Here is a 19,838-nt window from a genome sequence, read left to right on the forward strand (position 1 = left end):
ATATGTTCCCGATTTGGTGCGTAACAACAATTTACCCGCGCTTTCTTTGTCCGAGGATTAGCCAAGCACCGCCGAGGACAAGCAAGATTGCAATCAAAGGCTGTACAATTGACAAATAACTCAGAACCGGTCCGATTGAGAAAACGACAAAGAATAACAGCGACAGCACGGTCAAAATATTGATCGGAATAAGCATCCACTTGTTGCGGGAGCCAAACCAGTAAAATTCGAACAGGCCTGCAGCAACGGCTAGAATGAATCCCGGCCACATGGTTCCCCAATTATCAAATAAGGAAGCAATTTGGCTGACAATACCCGCTGTGAGCAGAATTCCTCCCGGAATAAGAAGTCCGACCCCTTTGCGTCCAACCATGGAAAAGTACATCCAATGGAAGAACAGTCCGAGTGGAATGACAAACAGTGTAGGCCAAAACGTTGCGAAGATGGATCCTGTACTTATCATGCCTCCCTGGTTGAATAACAGATAGGCACCCAGTAAGATCAGCAGCGGCGCAAGAATGGTTCGTTTCATTACGTAAATCATCTCCTTTCATATGTACTCAATAAAGTGAGCATATCACGAATTAAAAAGAGTGTCCTCCGTCTGAGGGTAAATGTACTACCTAGACTTTAGTCTAGGTAGTGTATAAGGGGGACTTATATAAGTAGTGAGTCAGTTGAACGAATAAAGTAAAACAAGAACAAAGATACTACATTTATACGAAAATCCGTTCCAGTTGGGGCGGATTTTTTGTCAAATTTGCATGCCAGATTATCGTTTTACAGTTTAGTTGGAAGTCCTTCCCATTTTCATATTCGTAAATCAATGTTTATATAATGATAGCTAGCATCAAGAAGTTGACGATTAACACAGAAAAATAAAGGGGACAGCATGATATGGAATCGGCTCTTATAGGTAGCTTTATTTCAGCCATGGCAACCGTGTTTGGAGCGGTGCCGTTATTATTCGTAAAAACATTATCCGAGAAATGGAAAGATATCCTCATCGCTTTTACGGCAGGAATCATGGTTTCTGCTTCGACCTTCGGCCTAATGCCTCAATCCTTGCAGGAAGGCGGGATCATACCGCTTACAGTCGGATTGCTGCTCGGTATTGTGGTCTTGGATCTGATTGAAAAAAACATTCCCCACATCGATGTGGAAAATCAGTCGCGTATAAGGTCTTTTGATTCTTCGTCATTGCTGGTCATTATTGCTTTGTTCCTTCATAACATTCCGGAAGGGCTTAGCACGGGATTCAGTTATGCGAGTCAAAATGTTGGACTGGGACCCATGGTTGCAATCTCGATCGGCGCACAAAATATGCCGGAGGGATTAATCTTAGCCGTATTCCTGATTAACTCCCGAGTGAGCAGATTCAAAGCATTTATGATCGTGTTCATAACCGGAATGATGGAGCTTGTTTCCGCTGTCGTTGGTTATTTTGCAGCTAGTTATATTGAATTTTTGATTGGTTACGGATTAGCATTTGCAGCTGGAGCCATGATGTTTATCGTGTATAAGGAACTGATTCCTGAGAGTCACGGACACGGGTATGAGCGTCCTTCAACCTATTCATTTATAATAGGACTCCTGATCATGGTATATATTAGCTATGCTTTTGCTTGATACATAAGGACCGGATGCTGTGAAAGGTCGAAACTGTTATAATGATGAGGAACCGAGGTGATGCGATATGGCGAAAAAAAAGGGAAGAAAAGAGACGCCTAGAACTGAATCTACAGATAAGCCGGCGACTCTTAAGGATTTGTTAAATCCGCAGGTGATCGAACGCTTAAAAGCCCAGGCTGATTCCCTGAAAGCTGATGAAGCAAAGAGACTTGAAGAAGAGCGTCTCAAGCGGGAAGCAGCACGTAAAGCAGAGCAGAAACGATTGGATAATGATTTTGAGCATCTGCTGGAAAATAGTGGGATGGATTGGCGCAAGTACAAATGAACAGGCGGCTTTAGCCGTCTGTTTTCTTGTACTTATACCTCATTTGATGTGCTAACTTATTGCACTACTTGGTAACTAAATTTACAACACGAGTCACCTGGCCTTTTGGCTATGGCAGATCGTGTTTTTTTGTTATTCAGACTTGCCTTTTCTCTAATCCAATTCTCTAGTATCCCTCGGCTTCTTATCCGATGTATAATTATGGAATACTGCTGTCTAAAGATAAAGATGTGGTATTCATAAGATCTTGTGATGCTATTTATTGGCCACAGTCCGAACAGAGGAGAAACGGATACAGCCTGTTATTTTTGAGGACACCGTGCCGTTTCTTGAAGAATGGACTGGACAGATACCTGTATTTATATTATCTAATATCGATTCAGAAGACCTCATAGCAGCAATTGAATATCACAGCTTGAAAGTGGGTGGAGTCATTACAAGTGAAGAGGTTCGCTCATATAAACCGAGGAAAGAAATGTTCCTGGAGGGATTGCACAGAACAGGTTTAAAACCTGATGAGGTGCTTCATATCGGAGATTCCATTGTGAATGACGTCTATGGAGCCATGCAGTACGGGCTTGATGCAGTGTGGTTGAATCGTGCGGGGAAAGATAATCAGAAATCTATTCATCCTACTTATATCTATTCGGATTTGAACGCAGTTACGGAGATGATGAAGAGTCAAATTTCAAGTAAAATCGGGAAGTGTTGAAACAGGTTACGGGGTAAAGTATTGCTTTTAGGAGGATACTAAATGCATCTATTTAGAGAACTGGTTATTGAAGACTATGAACAGATTCTGGATTTATGGAGAAATACAGCAGGAGTTGTAATCAGTGAATCCGATTCGGAGCCCTCAATTAGAGCATTTTTAGATCGAAATCAAGGACTGAGCTTTGTATGTGAGGATGAAGGTCAGATTGTCGGAACGGCCTTATGCGGCCATGACGGAAGAAGAGGTTTCTTGTATCATGTTGCCGTGAAGAGTTCATATCGGGGGCAGGGAATCGGATCGGCATTAGTTTCATCCTGTCTTGAGCAGCTTAAGCAACGAGGTATACTGAGGTGTCAATGTATGGTTTTAGCGGATAACACAGTAGGTGGTCGGTATTGGTCTGCAGCGGGCTGGAATTGCCGGAGAGATGTCCTTCTGTATTCTCGTGATACGTAAAAAACTTGCAGAAAACTCGAACGTAAGTTACAATAAGTAAGTGGAGATAATTACCTTAGGGGGTTGTGTTTGATGAAGGTTGAGATCTGGTCGGACATTATGTGTCCGTTCTGTTATATTGGAAAACGCCGTATTGAGACGGCACTTAACGATTTTCCGCATAAAGAAGATGTTGAGGTTGTTTACCGCAGTTTTGAACTTGATCCGAATGCCTCTTATAAGCCGGGCGTATCCATAAACGAACTGCTAGCTGCCAAATATGGCATGAGCATCGAACAAGCGCAGGCTTCTAACGATAATATTACAAAACAGGCTGCCCAAGATGGACTTACTTATCATCTGGATAAAATCCTTCCGGCAAACTCCTTTGACGCCCATCGGCTCATTCACTTTGCATCACAGCATGGCAAAATGAAAGAAATGACCGAGCGGCTTTTCCAAGCTTATTTCACAGAAACACGTAATCTGGAGGACAAAGATCTTCTGGCTGATTTGGCGGCGGAAATAGGTCTATCCCGTGATGAAGCCGCCGCCGTACTCGCTGGAGACGCATTTTCCGCAGAAGTGCGGGCTGATGAAGAAGCAGCGAACCGGATTGGGGTTCGCGGTGTTCCATTCTTCGTATTGGATGGCAAATACGCCGTATCAGGGGCTCAACCGTTGGAGGTATTTAAGGATGCCCTACAAAAAGCCTATGGTGAAGAAAAGCCATTGATTCTCGTGAATGATGATGACAATGCCGCTGGTGCTTGCACAGACGGTACATGTGACATTCCTACGAACGGTAAATAAATACAGTTCCAGAAGCACCCGGCTTTCATGAACATGATGGCAGGGTGCTTTTTTATATGGAATGAAGAAATTGTAAAGAGTTATTGAATTATGGGAACTTGTGTTCTAAAATAGTGATTATCGGAATATTTCGTTCTGAGGGTATACCATAGATTCATTTGATCAGATTTGATGATTAAACCAAGGAGGCGTTTATATTTTATGATTCCATCGTTCCCATCAGAGCCGTTAATCGTTGACATCGAGTCATCTGAAGTTGATTATATGACAGATCGGATGAAGGCCATTGAGGAACGGGACGGTAATCCGGAAGGCGTTGAAATAACGCGTATTGGCCATGCAGTTTGTTTGTATAGTAAAAGTATGCCTTGGCCGTCATTTAACACGGTAAAAGGGATACGGTCTGAAGATATCCCATACATCGATGACATAATACACTTCTATCGGTCGAGAGATCGTAAATTTCAGATCGAAGTTGTTCCTTCGCTGGTTGACCAGAAACTGTTGAAAGCGCTTGCTGACAAAGGGATGTATCAATCTGGCTTTCATACTTCTATGTATATTAACCCGGAGTCTCTGACTGATGAATTCCATTGGGCTGCGATCGATATTAGACCACTAAAGCGGGATGAGTTTGAGAAATACGCGACTGTTCATTGCATCGGAACAGGGTTGCCTCAGCAGGGTATACCATCTGTAGCACGAAACAACGAAGTGTTGTATGACCGTCCAGGATGGAGATTTTTTATGGCTTATATCAACGATAATCCGGCTGCGGCAGGCGTAATGTATGTCAAGGGGGATATTGCTTCTTTGACGTTTGCCGCTACGTTACCAGAATACCGGCGGCAAGGGTTGCAGCAAGGACTACTCAGAAGACGGATCGCAGAAGCTGCAAGGGAGAGCTGCCGTATGGTGGTAAGTCAGTGTTCATTTATATCCCCAAGCCATCGTAATATGGAACGTGTCGGAATGAAGCTTGGATACGTGAGAACAGCTTGGACGGAGAGATAGGAAATAAGAACGCTGCTTCTGGATTGAAGGTCAAATTGAAAGGTGTTGATCATACAATTATGGATTTTAGAGATCTTTCCTATTTAAAACGCGGAAATTACCGGCAGCAGGCTGTGTATGATGTTTTGGCAGAATTGCAGATTATGGATTTGCTTCAGGAGTTTGATCCTATACTCGTTGGAACGATTCCAATCGGAATTGATCTGCCGGAGAGCGATCTGGATATTATATGCTGCGTTTCAGACTTTAAAGTTTTCCAAAAAGTAATTACTGAACGTTTGGGAAGTCTACATACACTTTCTTTTTCTTCCGATCCAGAAAAGGCTCCAGAAAGCCTCGTCGTACAATTTACATATAAAGATTGGCTCTTTGAGTTGTTTGCTCAGCCAGTTCCGACTGTCTTGCAAAACGGCTTTAGGCATATGGTGGTGGAGCACCGAATATTAAATATCCTCGGTGAAGAGGCACGTCAAAACATTATTTCTCTCAAACAGTCGGGTGTGAAAACGGAACCGGCATTTGCGAAGCTGCTTGGTATCGAAGGAGATCCTTTTCAACAACTGCTTTTGTTATCCGATTGGTGTGAAGATGAATTAAGAACATTTTTAAAAAACAAGATTATTGGAGGCTTACAGGATATGAATGAGAAAAATCAGCTCATAGAGCAGTACTCGGCATGGATTAATTTTATTAAGGTTTTGGAAGAGCAGAAAGAGGATTTTTGGAATCAACCGCTCGGAGAAGGGAAATGGTCTGTGCGCGATGTCGTTAGTCATATCATGAAATGGGATCAGTACTTCTTTGAAGAAGCCATTCGTAAAGTTAGCGAGGGAGAGGAACTGACAGTTAAACATCTGGATTATAATGTGTTTAACGAGCAGGCCAAGCAGTACGGACGAACCTGCTCTATTCAAGAGTTGGTAGAGCAAACAAAGACATATCGCCAAACTCTGATAGACCACATTCAATCGTTGTCGGACGAGCAATATGATAAGGAATATACGGATGCGGACGGTCATCCATTCCAAACAGCCGTGTTCATGAAGGATTTCATCTGGCATGATCAGCATCATATGAAGCAAATTCAGCCTCTATTGAATAATCAATAATGGTCGGTATTCTGTAAACAATTATTAATGAATGATCGCCGCTAATCCGTTACACTATGTATAACTGAATAATAAAGTGGGTGAAATGGGTTGCACGATGTGATGGACATCATGTCATTATTTACAGAAGAAAATCTCGAGTGGTTTCTGGAGAAATTCAGATCATTCGGACCTTTGCCCGGAATTCTTCTTACCTTTCTAAAGTCGTTTATACCACCGCTACCAACAGCTCTAATTGTAGGTGTCAACGCTGCGGTATATGGCTTCTGGCCCGGGTTTATATATTCTTGGTTGGGTCTGGTAAGCGGATGCCTGGTTACGTTTCTTGTGGTGCGCAAAATATCCAGCTCTCGTTATCTGGATAAATGGGCTTCGAAGCCTAAGGTCCAGAAAGGGATGAGGTGGATTCAGCGTAATGGGTTTAGTTATGTATTTATACTTGGAATTCTTCCAGTAGGTCCCTTTGTAGCGGTCAACATGGCCGCAGGCATAGCAAGGATGCATATTCAATCTTATTTACTTGCTGTTACTTTAGGCAAGGGTATCATGGTGTTTAGTGTATCCTTTGTAGGAGCTAACTTTGCAGACTTTTTGGAGCAACCGCTTTTGTTACTCGGTGTACTCGCCGTTGTAATCGTGCTTCTATGGCTTAGCAGGAAAGTAGAGGCTTATATACTCAGAGGCAGTGATGAACTACACAAGACTGCAGAGGTTTCAAGTGATTAAGGAGACCCAAATTGTTCCGATGTGAAAGGAGCAAATGATGACGAAACTATGGAGTGCATCTCTCGAAATGGTGCGAATGATGATTATGATGTTCATCGTTGTAGCGCTTCTCGGGGAAGTAGAGCAGCGAATTAGTTCAACGTTAATCCAATGGCAGGATTTTTATGGACTTTTTTTGCTTGCGGGGAATTTACTTTTGTTTTTCGTTGTATATCGTAATAAACTGCAATTTCATGGTTGGTATCGTTCATCAGAGACACAGCGAAAACTGTCTGGTAAAGTGACCCGAGGTTGTATAACGGTTGCAATCGTATTGATTCTGACACCGGTCGTCTTATCAGGAATTCGTACTGTATTTTAGCAGGTGGTATTTTGTTTAAAAATTCTTTTATTCGAGACACGAAAATTTTAATATGCGCTGTACTCTTAACCGTAATCTATGTAATGATCATGCCAGAAAACAGCTAAGAACCATCTCTCATACAACTGTGTGAGAGATGGTTCTTTTATATTTTCATATCCGATTATAGCCGTTTGCGTTTGTAGAGCGTGACGAACACACAGGATAAAAGAAGTACGACAATTGCGATTCCTGTATAAAGTGCTTCGCGATCGCTGCCCTGCTGCTGAGTTCCTTCGCGGCCGAAACCATCCGGTTTAAAGCCACCGCCGCCTAGGCCCCCCGGCATCTGTCCGCCCATTTGACCGTTGTTCATTCCACCGTCAAATCCACCTTGACGATTGTTCTGTTGTCCGTTTTGAGGAGTTTCAGTTTGAGTATCAGCAGTATTAGGTGTATTCGCTGCATTTGGATCAACATTGCTGTCCGCAGCATTGCTTGTATTGTTATCTTCGGGTATTTGCGGTGTAGCATTGCTTGTATTGTTACCTTCGGGTACCTGTGGCGCAGCATCGGCTGGCATATCTCCAGGCATATCACCTGGTGGAGTAGGAGGTGTTGCCTGTCCATTAGCAGTATCGGGCGCTTCATTCATTATTGACTCACCGTCAGCGCCAGCAGCATCTTCCGTATTGGTATTGGTGTTGCCGACATCATCTTTACCCTCATTCTCTCGGCCCATGCCGCGGTTTCCTCCGCCGCCAGGTCCCATACCGCCACCGCTTCCGCTACCGTCACCTGAAGAAGGGCTCGTGCCATCCAATTGTTTTGTAATGTTCTCCACATTGGTTGCTGCAAAGGAGGTAAGTGTAGGTAGAGATTTTTCATACTCTTCGTAGGAAAAGAAAGGTCTGGGATCGTTCTTCACATGGGTAGAGATCAGCTCTTGAAGTTCCTCTACTCTGGCTGTGAAATTTTCCTCCTTCAGATACCCATTCATCATATCACTGAGAATCTGATGATACTTTTCCTTGTACTCATCGACTTCCAACAGCTTGGCGATAAGCGGTCGCTCGGCAAGAGCTCCTTGTGTGGGTTCATCAATCAGCAGATTTGAGCCTCCCAAACCACCAAATGCCATGTTGTAATCCCAAGGTAGGACATTAAAAATTCCATTATCTTCATACAAATAGTAATTTTGTTTATTGGAACCCAGGTAACTGTCCATATTGGAAGCTGCCACGTTGAGAGCCACATATTTCAGCACATTATCTACATTTAATACTTTTTCATAATCCGATCCGTTGTTAAGCTCATCCAGCATATTGATCAATAGTTTATCATTGGATTTTTTGGATTTCTTGACGAGTCCGCTGTAGGAGTCAGGATCATTTCCAAGCCACATTAGATCAGTGCCGGAACCCATCATTTCAGCTTTGTACAGTGCACCGGTCGTGGTGTCGAAATTCCGAGCCAGATAAGCTTCATCAATCTGCTCGATCGCCAGATAAAATCCCCAGAGCTCGTCATTAACATATACATTGACATAGGAGAAACCAGGTGTCGGGAGCCCAACGGACTCTGCCAGTTCATACGTTAAGAACTCACGCATATACGAAGCATCACTGTAGTTGTTGTTCAGATTGATTTTGCTGATACCATTCAATTGCTGATTAATATATTCGTCAAAAGAAATCTTGAAGCTGTATCGATCGGAGTCTGAATTTACGACGCTTCGCAGGCTCAGATTACCTTTGGTACGAATGCCGACATGATCAAACTGCTGACCGTTATAGTTAACGGATGCTTCTTTAAATTCCTCGTCGCTGGCATTATCCAGCATGTCCTGAAAATCAGCTTCATCCAGCGTGATTTTCACATCAATTACTTTGTCTTTCGGGAACACTTCCTCTTTAGCGGCAAGTTCCTTCTCGGAAAGAGTGTTTGTTGTTCCATCTGCAGTTGATTCCGCTGTATCCGAAGTGCTGTTCGTAAGCTCACATCCTGTTACGCCAAACAGAAGCAGCAGGCAACAGAAGCACAGGAGAATCGGTTCAAGCTTTGATCTCATCTTCCTGACACCACCTGTCTTAGGATACATAGTCTCCGTTATAGCTAATCAGCACTGCATTCTTAACGCCATGCATCTCAGAAATTTGATTCACAAACCGGCCTTCTTCGTCTTGAAGACGAACTTCGAGTGTTAATTCAATGTTTCCTGGGGTTACGGTTTTTTGCTTCACGTTATAACGTTTGACCACGCTCGTGATTGTCTTATGAATCTCCTGTTCACTGGAATCATTGTCACAGTTAATAACGAGAAGGTACGGGGTATCAACAGTTGCTTTCTTAATGAAGAAGAACAGGATTAACCCAATGATGACAGAACTTAATACAGCCAATGTGTAGAAACCTGCGCCTGTAACAATACCGGCCGCAGCAGCCCAGAACAGAAAGATGAGGTCAGTTGGATCTTTGATCGGTGTTCTAAACCGGACAATGGATAACGCGCCGACCATACCGAGTGACAAGACGAGGTTAGAGTTGATTGCAATAATGACCGTGGCTGTAATCATCGTCATACCGATCAACGAAACGTTAAAACTTTTAGAATACAAAACTCCGCTGAATACCCGCTTATATAAAAGATAGATGAAGAGGGCTATAACAAAAGCGATACCAAGTGTAATTAGAATTTTGGAAATGCTGATGTCGGAAACGAAATTTTCCATAACTGATTTTTTAATAATATCCGAGAAATTGGTTGATTCATTGGTCGTTGTGGTGTTCATGAATTAATAATCCTCCCAAGAGTTATATTTTAGAAATTTACGGCACATGACGTACTTGCTTGCGGATTGTCTGTTCAAGCCTTCCAGCTGAAGTGCCGCTTTAATATATTCCGGTATATATTCGTCGTATTTAACTTCCATAATAATGAGATTCTCATCAATCGCCCGGACAGGATCCAGATTTTTGTTAAACAGTTCAGTGGAGTGCCGACCACTCCGCAGTTCTTTATCGAACGTGATCCTCACGTTTCCGTGATGACAGACATAAGGTTCGCGAACATAGTCAACAATGACCTTTGGACGCAGCAGATTGTGTTTCATTTCATGATAAAGCTCCATTAAGAGAGGCTTGTCCGGAATGTTTAGTCCTTCGAACCGGCCTACCATGATCTCATCGGTCATTTCCCTCGTAAGAGGTTCTTTTACCTTGGCAATATAGTCTCTGAACTTGATCTTCTTTTCGAAATGAATCGTGGTGTCCTCAATATTGTAGATTCGGATACGATATTTCACCCGGTCTCTAATACCGCCCAGCTTCTCATGAAGGGCCTTGTTGTTAATATCATCAAAATATAAGCTGCGGATATGATATTCGCCTGAAGAACTTGCATGCTCATCACGTGACACCAGATTTCTCAGCCGTGTAGAAATAATCTGATACTGGTGCTGGTTCACAAAAAATTTCAGCTCATGTCGATATTTCAACGTTGAATTCATTTCACACCTCTTTTCTAAAAAAAATTACACAATTGGTTCCTCCGCCGGAACCTTGGTGTCTGGGTATGAAATTCATACTACCAACCATTCCTGATTCCTTTCTTAAGAACAACTGAAAGAAAACTGAAAGTTAACACAACGAAAACAATGCAAATATAAAATATATATTTATGTTTATTGACGGAGGTAAAAATTGGAATTAAACTATGGGGGGCTGACACCATTAGGTGAAAGTAACTTCATATATAGGAAGTAGGGTGCCGAAATGGAGATTATTACGAGAAAACAGCCACAAAAAGGTCGTCCATTTGTTCTTACACTCATTGTAGCTGGAACTTTAATACTGGCAGTTTTTCTGATTTTATGGTCAGAGAGACCGCCTCAAGCCAAGAGTGAAGTAGCCTCTGATTTAGTCTTCTCGTCAGAGCGGGCGATGCGTCACGTAGAAAATATCGCGCAGTACCCTCACCCTTCGGGAACTCTTGCCATTAACGGTGTCAGAGTGTATTTAAGGGAGCAAATGGAACAACTCGAATTGAATCCAGAACTGCAGGAGTTCAATGGCCGATTAAAGACGAAACATTTTGATGCAGATATTGAGCTTACGAACATCTTGGGAGTGATAAAAGGCTCTGGTAACGGCAAACCGCTGCTGCTCATGTCGCACTATGATTCTGTACCTACGGGTCCGGGAGCGAACGATGCTTCTGTGAGTGTTGCATCGCTTCTAGAGACTGCGAGAGCTTTACAAGCCGGTCCTAAGCTTCAGAATGACATATGGATCTTGCTGACGGATGGGGAAGAGAGGGGGCTGCTAGGTGCCGAGGTATTTTTTCGAGATCCGAAACACCAGGAGACTATTGGAATGGTCGCTAATTTTGAGGCCAGAGGCTCCAAAGGCTCATCCTTTATGTTCCAGACCAGCGAAGGAAACGGTCGTCTAATTGAAGAGTATAGTAAGGCTGTTACGAATCCGGTTAGCAATTCACTTCTGGTGGATCTTTATAAGAAGCTGCCGAATGATACAGATTTGACGGTTGCCCTGGAGAATGGACTGCCGGGATTAAATTTCGCTTATGGAGATGGTTGGGTTGCTTATCACACACCGATGGACAATGTTGATAATGTCTCTTTGCAGACGATGCAGCATCAAGGGGAGAACGCGTTGGCCATTGCCAAGCACTTCGGTAATTTAGACTTGTCCAATCTGGAATCCGAAAACCGGATATATTTCAATATGTTTGGGATTTTGATTCATTACCCTGCTTCGTGGAGTGTACTTATTTCCGTTATTTTTGCAGGAATATGGCTGTTCTTTGTTATTTATTTTGTACGTAAATCACTGGTTACTTTGAAGGGATCGTTGCTTGGACTTCTGATAACACTGGGTTCCATGCTTCTTTCTATTGGACTTTCCTACGGATTATGGCAGCTCATATTTGCGGGCTGGGCGCATAAAGTGACCATGTTCTCTGGGGCAACGTATGATGCCATTCTTTATAATGTTTGTTTTGCGTTAGTTGCTCTGATCGTGAATGTTGTGTTATTCCGTTTGGTGATCAGGAAAGTCAACGAGGTGGATATGATGCTTAGCGGTATGTGTCTGTTCCTTCTGCTTCTTATCGGATCAACATGGATGCTGCCGGGTGCGAGTTATTTATTCACTATACCGCTGTTAGCTCATTTTATTGCGCTGACTTGGGCAATTTGGTCTCGTAAACCGATGGAAATCGTAAATCACCCGGTAGTTATCTTAGGTACGCTTCTTATCCCAGTTCTCATGTTTACATCATTTTTCTATATCCTGTTTATCATGATGCCTCCAAGTATTAGCCTGTTCAGCTCGGCGATCGCGTCTCTGATCCTTGCATTTTCTTACCCTGCTATGAAGTTGTTAGCACAATCTTGGCGCTTGGTTCTGCCGGCAGCGATGCTAGCCATTGTTCTGCTTCTTGCCTTTGGATGGGATCAAGCCGAGCCTAGTCCGGAGCGTCCGGTATACACGGCAAGATGATGGTAGGTTGAAGAAATTGATCGAAATGAAGAAATCCATAGGAGCACCGGAGTACACGAAAACGACGATTTGGATCTTAGCGAGAGGAAAAAATTTGAGGTTAAAGTCCACCGTCTTGCTACCGGACAGACGAAATAAGCGGAATGGCTCAGGCCATTCCGCTTGTTGACTTATAGTTAAAGAGCTGATGGAAGCGTAGATACGCCCCGTTTCTTTCGTTCTCTGAACATCCGGTAGTAGAGCAGTGACGAGGCCACATAGAGTGTGCCGGTGATACAAAATGTAATGGCATACCCCCAATAGCTTCCATAATTCGTAACCAGCATAGCTTGTACAGGCCCCATCGTTGCCCAACCGAGCATAAATGCTGTCTGTGTAAATGAATTAGCGATACCTCTTCGATGGTCAGGAACCCGGTCAATCAGAATGGAAGATTGAATCGGGTTGGCAGCATTCATGAGCGCCTGACGGAATAGGAAGCCGATGGCAGCGACGCCAAAAATATTCGTAAAACCCGTAAGCAGCAGAAACGGCAAGGAAAGAATCTGAAAGCTGACTACGGCCCGTACGGCACCGACCTTGTTAACAAGGAATGGACCGATCAACATAGACACGATAGTCATAACTTGTCCGAGTGAGATAAGAATCCCTACGGCAGATAAGGATACGGAGAACCGGTTCGTGAAGTACAGATTCAGATACGGAACGACCAGACCTGAACCTAATCCAATGAGAAGCTGTGCGAATGCAAATTGTCCGATAATCTTGAAGTCGGAACGGGCGCTCCCTGGCTGTGTTTCCCCAGTTATAATTGCTGGCTCAGGTACAACAGCTTCTTGTAATTTGGAATCGGTCGTAAATAACAGTGGAATAAAGGCAGCAAAAGTAGAAGCTCCCCCGATCATCAACACGATTTTTAGACTTTGTACATGATCTGCACCGAACAGCTGTATAAAATCCGCTAAAAAACCGCCGCCCATCCCTCCCAGCACTTGCGCAGCGAGGACGAGCGAAGCATGATAGCTAAATATACGCATGCGGGCAGATTTTGCTGTATTCTCGGCAAGAAATGGAATTGCCAATACTTGAAAAAAGGAAGAAAAGAGTCCTGTAAACACTGCAAGACTAAGCAAACTCAATTCAGATTCCAACAGTGACCTGGCCATAAGGGCGATACCACTTAATAAGGAGCCCATCACCAGGATTTTTTTGCGGCTGCCGCGGTCACCTAAAAATCCGATTGGAATGAACATGAGGGCGGTCGCTAGAGACTGGACACTCACGACGGTTCCATTCATCGAATCCGCATAACCTAAACCTTTTATGTATAGATTGTATAGGACGCCGAACATGCCTGTACCAATCTGGTAAAGTACGTTGGCTAGAAAGAAGAGTTTTATATTACGTGGCCATTCACTCCACTCTTTTGCCGTCTGTTGTATTAATCGCATGTAGGTACCTCCTATTCTCAGCAGCAACTTCTCTATTCTATCAGGTTACATGTTGCTCAGAAAGGATAATGTTTCTAAAAGTTGGATATTTATTAGATTTTTAATTAACCTATAGAGAAGCCCTCCCAATTGCGGAAGGGCTTCTCTTAGATTTCTCTACGTTCAGTTATTAGAGACCCCGAAATAATAAGAAACTACAATCGTGTTTGAATGAATTGTTATAGACATAATTATATTTTGTCTATATAATTATCATCAGAGAAGGAAGGTGTCAGTTAGATGGAACTTCAAGATCGTTTTTGGAATGCTACAATTGAAGAATTAAAACAAGGTTTTTTTGAGGAAGATCATGGATGGGTGTGTTTGTTATGCGGCCGAGAGATTGAAAAGGGACTCATTTATCCGGACGACGGTCTTCTCTATGAGCCAAAGCGATATATTGCCTTGCATGTGGAGCGTGAACATGGCTCTGTGTTTCAATATCTGACCGGCCTAGACAAGAAACTGACCGGCCTGACAGATCACCAAAGTCGTCTGCTGCAATTGTTCTATCAGGGAAAAAGCGATGCTGAGGTCCAAATGGAAACAGGAATCGGAAGCGCATCAACGATTCGGAACCACCGGTTTGCGTTGAAAGAGAAAGAACGTCAAGCCAAAGTTTTGTTAACATTAATGGAGCTGTTAAAGGAAAAAGATGCTCACGCGCCTTCTTTTGTGCCTTTGCACAAAAGTGCCAAAATGGTGGATGAAAGATACAATGTAACGGAAGAAGAGCGGGTGGAAATTTTGACTAAATTGTTCCCGTCAGGTACGGACGGGAAGCTGACGAAGTTTAAACTGAAGGAAAAGCAGCGTTATGTTGTTCTACGTGAAATAGCGACCCGGTTCCAGCCTGAGAAAACCTATACAGAAACGGAAGTTAATGAGATTTTAAAGGGTGTTTATGACGATTATGTTACCGTGCGGCGGTTTTTGATTGAATACGGCTTTATCGACCGTGAACCAGACGGTAGCAAGTATTGGCTCATTTCATAACTCTTTATGATGAGGAGGAAGTTAGAATTATGAACCGTAGAGAAGAGTTACAACAGATGTATAAGGAAATCAAGATTGAAGCCGGTGTTTATGCGATTAAAAATATGAAAAACGGTAAAATCCTAGTAGTCGGAACACCGAATCTTAAGACGATTAACGGTAAACGTTTTGAACTTCAAATGGGAACAAGCATGAACAAAAGTATGCAACAGGAATGGAACGAGTATGGGGAAGATGCCTTCGTGTTTGAAATTCTTGAGGTGTTTGAACCGAACAATGATCCGTTCTACAACTTAAAGGATGCTGTTAACAAGAGAGAAGAACATTGGATTATGGAACTGCAGTCCTTTGGTGAACGCGGTTATAACTCGGTTAAACAATTATAAATTGTTCAGATAATGGAGCTGCTCAGTCAGCTTCATTTTTTTATGATCTACCCATTCCAACTTTTCTGATTTGGGCCTTTGAGACGGATAGAAGCTTATCAGGTACTTGATCATCTGGAAGAGATGATGGCACGGTTACATCGCGCTTGTTACTGCAGGGATAGGAGAAGAAACATGCATATTCACGGGGAAACAGTGGCTGGATAATTACTTCCATTTGCATGGGGGGGAAGGTTGATATATTATTTTTATTAACAACATAAACCGCTTGCCACACTTATGTTTGAAATACACGAAAGTGAGACGTGATCAGAAATGAGATCCATTGCATGGGTAACTGACAGCACAAGCACCATAGATCCAGAGTTTGCCAAAGAAAATCATATTTATATCGTTCCTTTACGCCTTATTCTTGGGCAAGAGATATATAAAGAGAGCATTGATATATCGGCAGAAGATTTCTATGAGAAAATGCGCCATGAATCGAAAGTCAGCAGCTCACAGCCACCGATTGGCGAATTCATTGAGCTCTATGAGTCATTGAAAGAGAAATATGATGATGTAATCGCAATTCACTGTTCTTCGGAGTTAAGCGGTACTCTAAATACGTCCATGCAGGCAGCAGAAATCGCTGAGGTTCCTGCTGTTGGGATCGATTCCAGATTCGGCGCGTTTCCGCTGCGTGAAATGGTGATGGCGGGAATAAGCTGGCATAAACTGGGTCATTCGATTCATGAAATTAAGGAAAAGATCGAGACCATGGTACAAAATACGTCCTTCTACCTTATCCCGGCAAATTTGCATCGTCTGCACAGTAGCGGACGAGTGTCAGGCACTCAATTGCTGCTAAGTAATCTACTGCGTATTCATTTGCTACTTCGTTTTGAGGAGGGCAAAGTGGTAGTCGAAGAGAAAATACGGACCTTCAAGAAAGCTAAACAGAAAATGGTAGAAACACTTAAGTTTGACATCCAGAAAATTAAAAAGGTATGTATCATGCATGCAAACAATGAGGAAGAAGCCAAAGAAATTGAAAAAGAATTGAGTGGTTTGCATCCGTCTCTTAAAACTGAGATTATGACGTTTATCCCTGTTGTCGGTGTTCATACGGGCGAAGGAACACTTGCCATGTCATGGATCAAAAATCAGCCCTCTTTTTCCTGATCATAGTTAAATACTAGTTAGTAATCACAGCAGCCTGAATTTCATTATCAGGCTGTTTTTCATCATAAAAATTTGTTGATCTCATCGAATTATCTTTTTGGAGCCGCTGTCATAAATTCATCGTTTCTAACCGTATGATATCAGTTGATAAGTATTAGGAGGAGATGTGAATGGCAACAATACAGTATGGTAATCTATATCTAAAGGAGTTCATCTTATGAAGATCATCATAAGTCAAACTGAAGCGATGGAGAAAAAAGTATGGGATGAAATTATAGTCATGTTTGGACTGGGAGAAGATGATGAAGTCTGGGACAATGAACAATTTATATTGACAGAAGACCAGGCAAGAGAGCTCGGGCTGATTAAATAGAAGGTTTCAGCCGCACACTGCTGCGGTTTTTTCTTCTTGTCAGGAAGGACATCAAAGGATATTTCTAGAAGTAGGACAACAAATGAGGTACATAAAAGGAAGGTGTATTATGAAGAGTTGTACATATATTAGTGTGTTGATGTGTCTGTTAATACTCGGGATCGCCGGGTGTGGTGCAAATTCGGAGACAGCCAAGGACGAGGTACAGATACCACCGAAGACAGAAACCAGTGATGGTCCTAAAGTTTCAAATGGAGTGAAGGAGGGGAAATCACAGACGAAAGATCCTGTTGCCAACAAGCCTGTTGACGATTCAAATGATTCTGCGCTTACACAGCTGAAAGAACTCAGTTTGGAAGAAAAAGTAGGTCAGTTGGTTATTGTCGGTATGGAAGGTACAACGGTGGACAGTTCCTCCCGTAAACTGCTGAATACATATCATGTTGGTGGATTTATTTTTTTCAAGGACAATATGGAAAGCATAAGTCAGTCGGTACAGCTCTTTAACAGTTTAAAGAAAGCGAATGCCGGTAATCCAATTCCGCTCTGGATGAGTATTGATGAAGAAGGGGGAAGGGTCTCTCGAATGCCCGATCCGTTTGTAAAGCTGCCTTCGAGTGGTAAAGTCGGAGAGAACGATGATCCCGCGTTAGCTCAAGAGATCGCCGGTCAAATCGGGAAAAGGCTGTTCGGATTCGGTTTGAACATGGCCTATGCTCCTGTGCTTGATGTGAACAGCAATCCGGATAATCCGGTCATTGGAGACCGTTCCTTTGGTAACAGCGCCAAAATGGTTAGTAGACTTGGGATCGCTGCCATGAAAGGGATTCAAGAAACAGGTGTTGTGCCGGCGGTGAAGCATTTTCCCGGCCATGGGGACACGTCCGTCGATTCTCATTTTGGACTGCCTGTGGTTGAGCATGATAAGGAACGTCTGAATAAACTGGAATTGGCTCCGTTCAAGGATGCAATCGATAACGGGGCTGACGTTGTGATGGTCTCCCACCTCCTTATGTCGAAGATTGATCCTGAAACCCCTGCTTCATTCTCAAAGCCTGTTATTACAGGATTACTGCGTGAGCAGCTTGGATTTAAGGGAGTTGTCATTACTGATGATATGACGATGGGGGCTGTCGGAGCGGGCGAGATTGAGATTGGTGAGGCAGCCATTCGTTCGGTATTGGCGGGAACTAACATTGTTCTGGTGGGGCATGAGTACGATAAAGAAGAAGCAGTAATCAAGTCTTTAATTCAAGCTGTAAAAAGCAAGCGAATCACTGAAAAAATATTGGATGAACGAGTACTGACCATTTTACGTCTAAAACAGAAGTACAACATCAATGATCAGCCGGTAACAGGTCCTGATGTGAAGCAGTTGAATGCGGAAGCTAAGCAGTTGATCAGCAAGCTTAAATGATTTATGACAGGAATGAATGACATAATATATTTTAGGTTCATATTTATCAACAAAAAAACCGATCTCGAATGAGATCGGTTGTCCTTACATTATTTAAAAGTTGAAAACATAGTATTAATATGATAGAATGACGGATAAACAATTATTGTCTTGAAGTCATAATAATCTACAATAAGATTAGCATAAAATATCAGAAATGTCAACAGGGGGGCATAGAATGGAAAACCGTCACGGTGCGGATTTCGCAATGGAACGTGAGGCTGTGGAACCGGAAAAAACAGCGAGCTCTCCAACAGAGGATTTTTCGGTACACGATGATCTTACGCTTCCTCCAGGCATCAAGATCAGCGATCCGGTTCGTATGTATTTGAAAGAGATTGGACGTGTTCCGCTTCTTTCAGCTGATGAGGAAATAGAACTTGCAAAAAGAATCAATAATGGTGATGAAGAAGCCAAGCGCCGATTGGCCGAAGCCAACCTTCGTCTGGTCGTCAGCATAGCAAGACGTTATGCGGGACGAGGCATGCAATTCCTTGATCTCATTCAAGAAGGTAATATGGGTCTGATCAAAGCCGTTGAGAAGTTTGATTATTCTAAAGGATTTAAATTCAGCACATATGCCACATGGTGGATCCGGCAGGCTATTACCCGTTCAATCGCCGATCAGGCACGAACGATTCGTATTCCTGTACACATGGTTGAGACGATCAATAAGCTTGTAAGAATTTCGCGCCAGCTTCTTCAAGATCTTGGACGTGAGCCGACTCCTGAGGAGATCGGTAAAGAGATGGATATCAGCCCCGAAAAAGTACGGGAAATTCTTAAAGTTTCTCAGGAACCGGTTTCTCTTGAAACTCCGGTAGGGGAAGAAAGCGACTCGAATCTGGGCGACTTTATAGAGGACCAAGATGCACTCGCTCCGGCAGACGCAGCAGCTTTTGAACTGTTGAAAGAACAGCTGGAAGAAGTGCTTGATACCCTGACGGAGCGGGAGGAGAATGTTCTTCGTCTCCGGTTCGGACTTGAGGATGGCAGAACGAGAACGCTTGAAGAAGTGGGTCAGGTATTTGGGGTAACCCGGGAGCGTATCCGTCAAATTGAGGCCAAAGCACTTCGTAAACTAAGACATCCTAGCCGAAGCAAACGATTAAAAGACTTTCTTGAATAGTCTTTGTTTTCGGTACAGATAACTATGGCTCAGATCAGATCTCTTGTGAATGCGGAAATGCACTTGAGGAATATAGTCAATACGAGGGCGCGGAACAAGAAGAATTTGTTGGGGTGTGGAGAGATCTATCCACTCCGAAGTAATCCACACGGTTATAAACACAGTCCCTTGGAAGTCGGCATCTTGTTGCCCTTTTCAAGGGGCTATTTAGT

The 19,838-nt window shown here is 43.1% G+C and carries 21 protein-coding genes; 16 read left to right on the plus strand and 5 right to left on the minus strand.

Going from position 1 to position 19,838, the window contains the following annotated elements:
• Positions 1 to 31: 31 nt before the first annotated feature.
• The gene (locus B9N86_RS10650) at positions 32 to 532 is read right to left on the minus strand and encodes a hypothetical protein (protein WP_244563027.1); all 501 of its coding nucleotides are present in this window, start codon (positions 530 to 532) and stop codon (positions 32 to 34) included.
• A gap of 365 nt (positions 533 to 897) precedes the next feature.
• Here B9N86_RS10650 and B9N86_RS10655 point away from each other — a divergent pair, with 365 nt between their 5' ends.
• The 9 genes from B9N86_RS10655 to B9N86_RS10700 all read left to right on the plus strand — a co-directional run bounded on the left by B9N86_RS10655 (position 898) and on the right by B9N86_RS10700 (position 7,130).
• On the plus strand, positions 898 to 1,629 hold the full coding sequence (locus B9N86_RS10655) for a ZIP family metal transporter (protein WP_208919156.1): 732 nt from the start codon (positions 898 to 900) through the stop codon (positions 1,627 to 1,629).
• A 67-nt stretch (positions 1,630 to 1,696) separates the two neighbouring features.
• Entirely contained in the window at positions 1,697 to 1,957 is a 261-nt protein-coding gene (locus B9N86_RS10660) for a YqkE family protein (protein WP_208919158.1), read from the plus strand.
• 262 nt (positions 1,958 to 2,219) lie between these two features.
• Positions 2,220 to 2,669: an HAD family hydrolase gene (locus B9N86_RS10665; RefSeq protein ID WP_208919167.1), complete on the plus strand. Its 450-nt coding sequence runs from the start codon at positions 2,220 to 2,222 to the stop codon at positions 2,667 to 2,669.
• Between the two features lie 42 nt (positions 2,670 to 2,711).
• On the plus strand, positions 2,712 to 3,128 hold the full coding sequence (locus B9N86_RS10670) for a GNAT family N-acetyltransferase (protein ID WP_208919169.1): 417 nt from the start codon (positions 2,712 to 2,714) through the stop codon (positions 3,126 to 3,128).
• A gap of 72 nt (positions 3,129 to 3,200) precedes the next feature.
• A complete protein-coding gene (locus B9N86_RS10675) occupies positions 3,201 to 3,920 on the plus strand; it encodes a DsbA family oxidoreductase (protein WP_208919171.1) in 720 nt (239 codons plus the stop codon).
• A gap of 201 nt (positions 3,921 to 4,121) precedes the next feature.
• Positions 4,122 to 4,934 (plus strand): GNAT family N-acetyltransferase, encoded by an 813-nt coding sequence (locus B9N86_RS10680; RefSeq protein WP_244563028.1) that lies wholly within the window; start codon positions 4,122 to 4,124, stop codon positions 4,932 to 4,934.
• The gene (locus B9N86_RS30225) at positions 4,919 to 6,043 is read left to right on the plus strand and encodes a DUF4269 domain-containing protein (RefSeq protein ID WP_244563029.1); all 1,125 of its coding nucleotides are present in this window, start codon (positions 4,919 to 4,921) and stop codon (positions 6,041 to 6,043) included. The genes B9N86_RS10680 and B9N86_RS30225 overlap by 16 nt, the downstream gene beginning before the upstream one ends.
• 111 nt (positions 6,044 to 6,154) lie before the next feature.
• A complete protein-coding gene (locus B9N86_RS10695; RefSeq protein WP_208919173.1) occupies positions 6,155 to 6,769 on the plus strand; it encodes a TVP38/TMEM64 family protein in 615 nt (204 codons plus the stop codon).
• 34 nt (positions 6,770 to 6,803) lie between these two features.
• Positions 6,804 to 7,130, plus strand: a complete 327-nt coding sequence (locus B9N86_RS10700; protein ID WP_244563030.1) for a hypothetical protein — start codon at positions 6,804 to 6,806, stop codon at positions 7,128 to 7,130.
• 163 nt (positions 7,131 to 7,293) lie between these two features.
• Here the strand turns inward: B9N86_RS10700 and B9N86_RS10705 are convergent, their stop codons facing one another.
• The 3 genes from B9N86_RS10705 to B9N86_RS10715 are packed head-to-tail and all read right to left on the minus strand — an operon-like array spanning position 7,294 to position 10,618.
• A complete protein-coding gene (locus B9N86_RS10705; protein WP_208919175.1) occupies positions 7,294 to 9,180 on the minus strand; it encodes a CotH kinase family protein in 1,887 nt (628 codons plus the stop codon).
• Positions 9,181 to 9,199: 19 nt separating this feature from the next.
• Positions 9,200 to 9,901 (minus strand): DUF4956 domain-containing protein, encoded by a 702-nt coding sequence (locus tag B9N86_RS10710; protein WP_208919177.1) that lies wholly within the window; start codon positions 9,899 to 9,901, stop codon positions 9,200 to 9,202.
• Positions 9,902 to 9,904: 3 nt separating this feature from the next.
• Positions 9,905 to 10,618 carry a polyphosphate polymerase domain-containing protein gene (locus B9N86_RS10715; RefSeq protein ID WP_208919179.1) on the minus strand — a complete coding sequence of 238 codons (714 nt, stop codon included), beginning with the start codon at positions 10,616 to 10,618 and terminating at the stop codon, positions 9,905 to 9,907.
• Between the two features lie 265 nt (positions 10,619 to 10,883).
• Here B9N86_RS10715 and B9N86_RS10720 point away from each other — a divergent pair, with 265 nt between their 5' ends.
• Entirely contained in the window at positions 10,884 to 12,632 is a 1,749-nt protein-coding gene (locus B9N86_RS10720; protein ID WP_208919182.1) for a M28 family peptidase, read from the plus strand.
• A 176-nt stretch (positions 12,633 to 12,808) separates the two neighbouring features.
• Here the strand turns inward: B9N86_RS10720 and B9N86_RS10725 are convergent, their stop codons facing one another.
• The gene (locus tag B9N86_RS10725; RefSeq protein ID WP_208919184.1) at positions 12,809 to 14,083 is read right to left on the minus strand and encodes an MFS transporter; all 1,275 of its coding nucleotides are present in this window, start codon (positions 14,081 to 14,083) and stop codon (positions 12,809 to 12,811) included.
• A gap of 279 nt (positions 14,084 to 14,362) precedes the next feature.
• Between B9N86_RS10725 and B9N86_RS10730 the strand changes: the two genes are divergently transcribed.
• From B9N86_RS10730 to rpoD, 6 genes are all read left to right on the plus strand, one after another.
• The gene (locus B9N86_RS10730) at positions 14,363 to 15,118 is read left to right on the plus strand and encodes a DUF2087 domain-containing protein (protein ID WP_208919186.1); all 756 of its coding nucleotides are present in this window, start codon (positions 14,363 to 14,365) and stop codon (positions 15,116 to 15,118) included.
• Positions 15,119 to 15,147: 29 nt separating this feature from the next.
• Complete coding sequence (locus tag B9N86_RS10735; RefSeq protein WP_208919188.1) at positions 15,148 to 15,504, plus strand: GIY-YIG nuclease family protein; 357 nt, start codon at positions 15,148 to 15,150, stop codon at positions 15,502 to 15,504.
• Between the two features lie 315 nt (positions 15,505 to 15,819).
• Positions 15,820 to 16,668 carry a DegV family protein gene (locus B9N86_RS10740; RefSeq protein WP_208919190.1) on the plus strand — a complete coding sequence of 283 codons (849 nt, stop codon included), beginning with the start codon at positions 15,820 to 15,822 and terminating at the stop codon, positions 16,666 to 16,668.
• A 217-nt stretch (positions 16,669 to 16,885) separates the two neighbouring features.
• Positions 16,886 to 17,041 (plus strand): hypothetical protein, encoded by a 156-nt coding sequence (locus B9N86_RS10745; RefSeq protein WP_208919193.1) that lies wholly within the window; start codon positions 16,886 to 16,888, stop codon positions 17,039 to 17,041.
• A gap of 109 nt (positions 17,042 to 17,150) precedes the next feature.
• A complete protein-coding gene (gene nagZ, locus B9N86_RS10750; protein WP_208919194.1) occupies positions 17,151 to 18,458 on the plus strand; it encodes a beta-N-acetylhexosaminidase in 1,308 nt (435 codons plus the stop codon).
• Between the two features lie 217 nt (positions 18,459 to 18,675).
• Positions 18,676 to 19,626, plus strand: coding sequence for an RNA polymerase sigma factor RpoD (gene rpoD, locus B9N86_RS10755; RefSeq protein ID WP_208919196.1), 951 nt, complete (start codon positions 18,676 to 18,678; stop codon positions 19,624 to 19,626).
• Positions 19,627 to 19,838 lie beyond the last annotated feature (212 nt).

The organism is Paenibacillus uliginis N3/975 (genome assembly GCF_900177425.1).
Lineage (GTDB): Bacteria > Bacillota > Bacilli > Paenibacillales > Paenibacillaceae > Paenibacillus_AQ > Paenibacillus_AQ uliginis.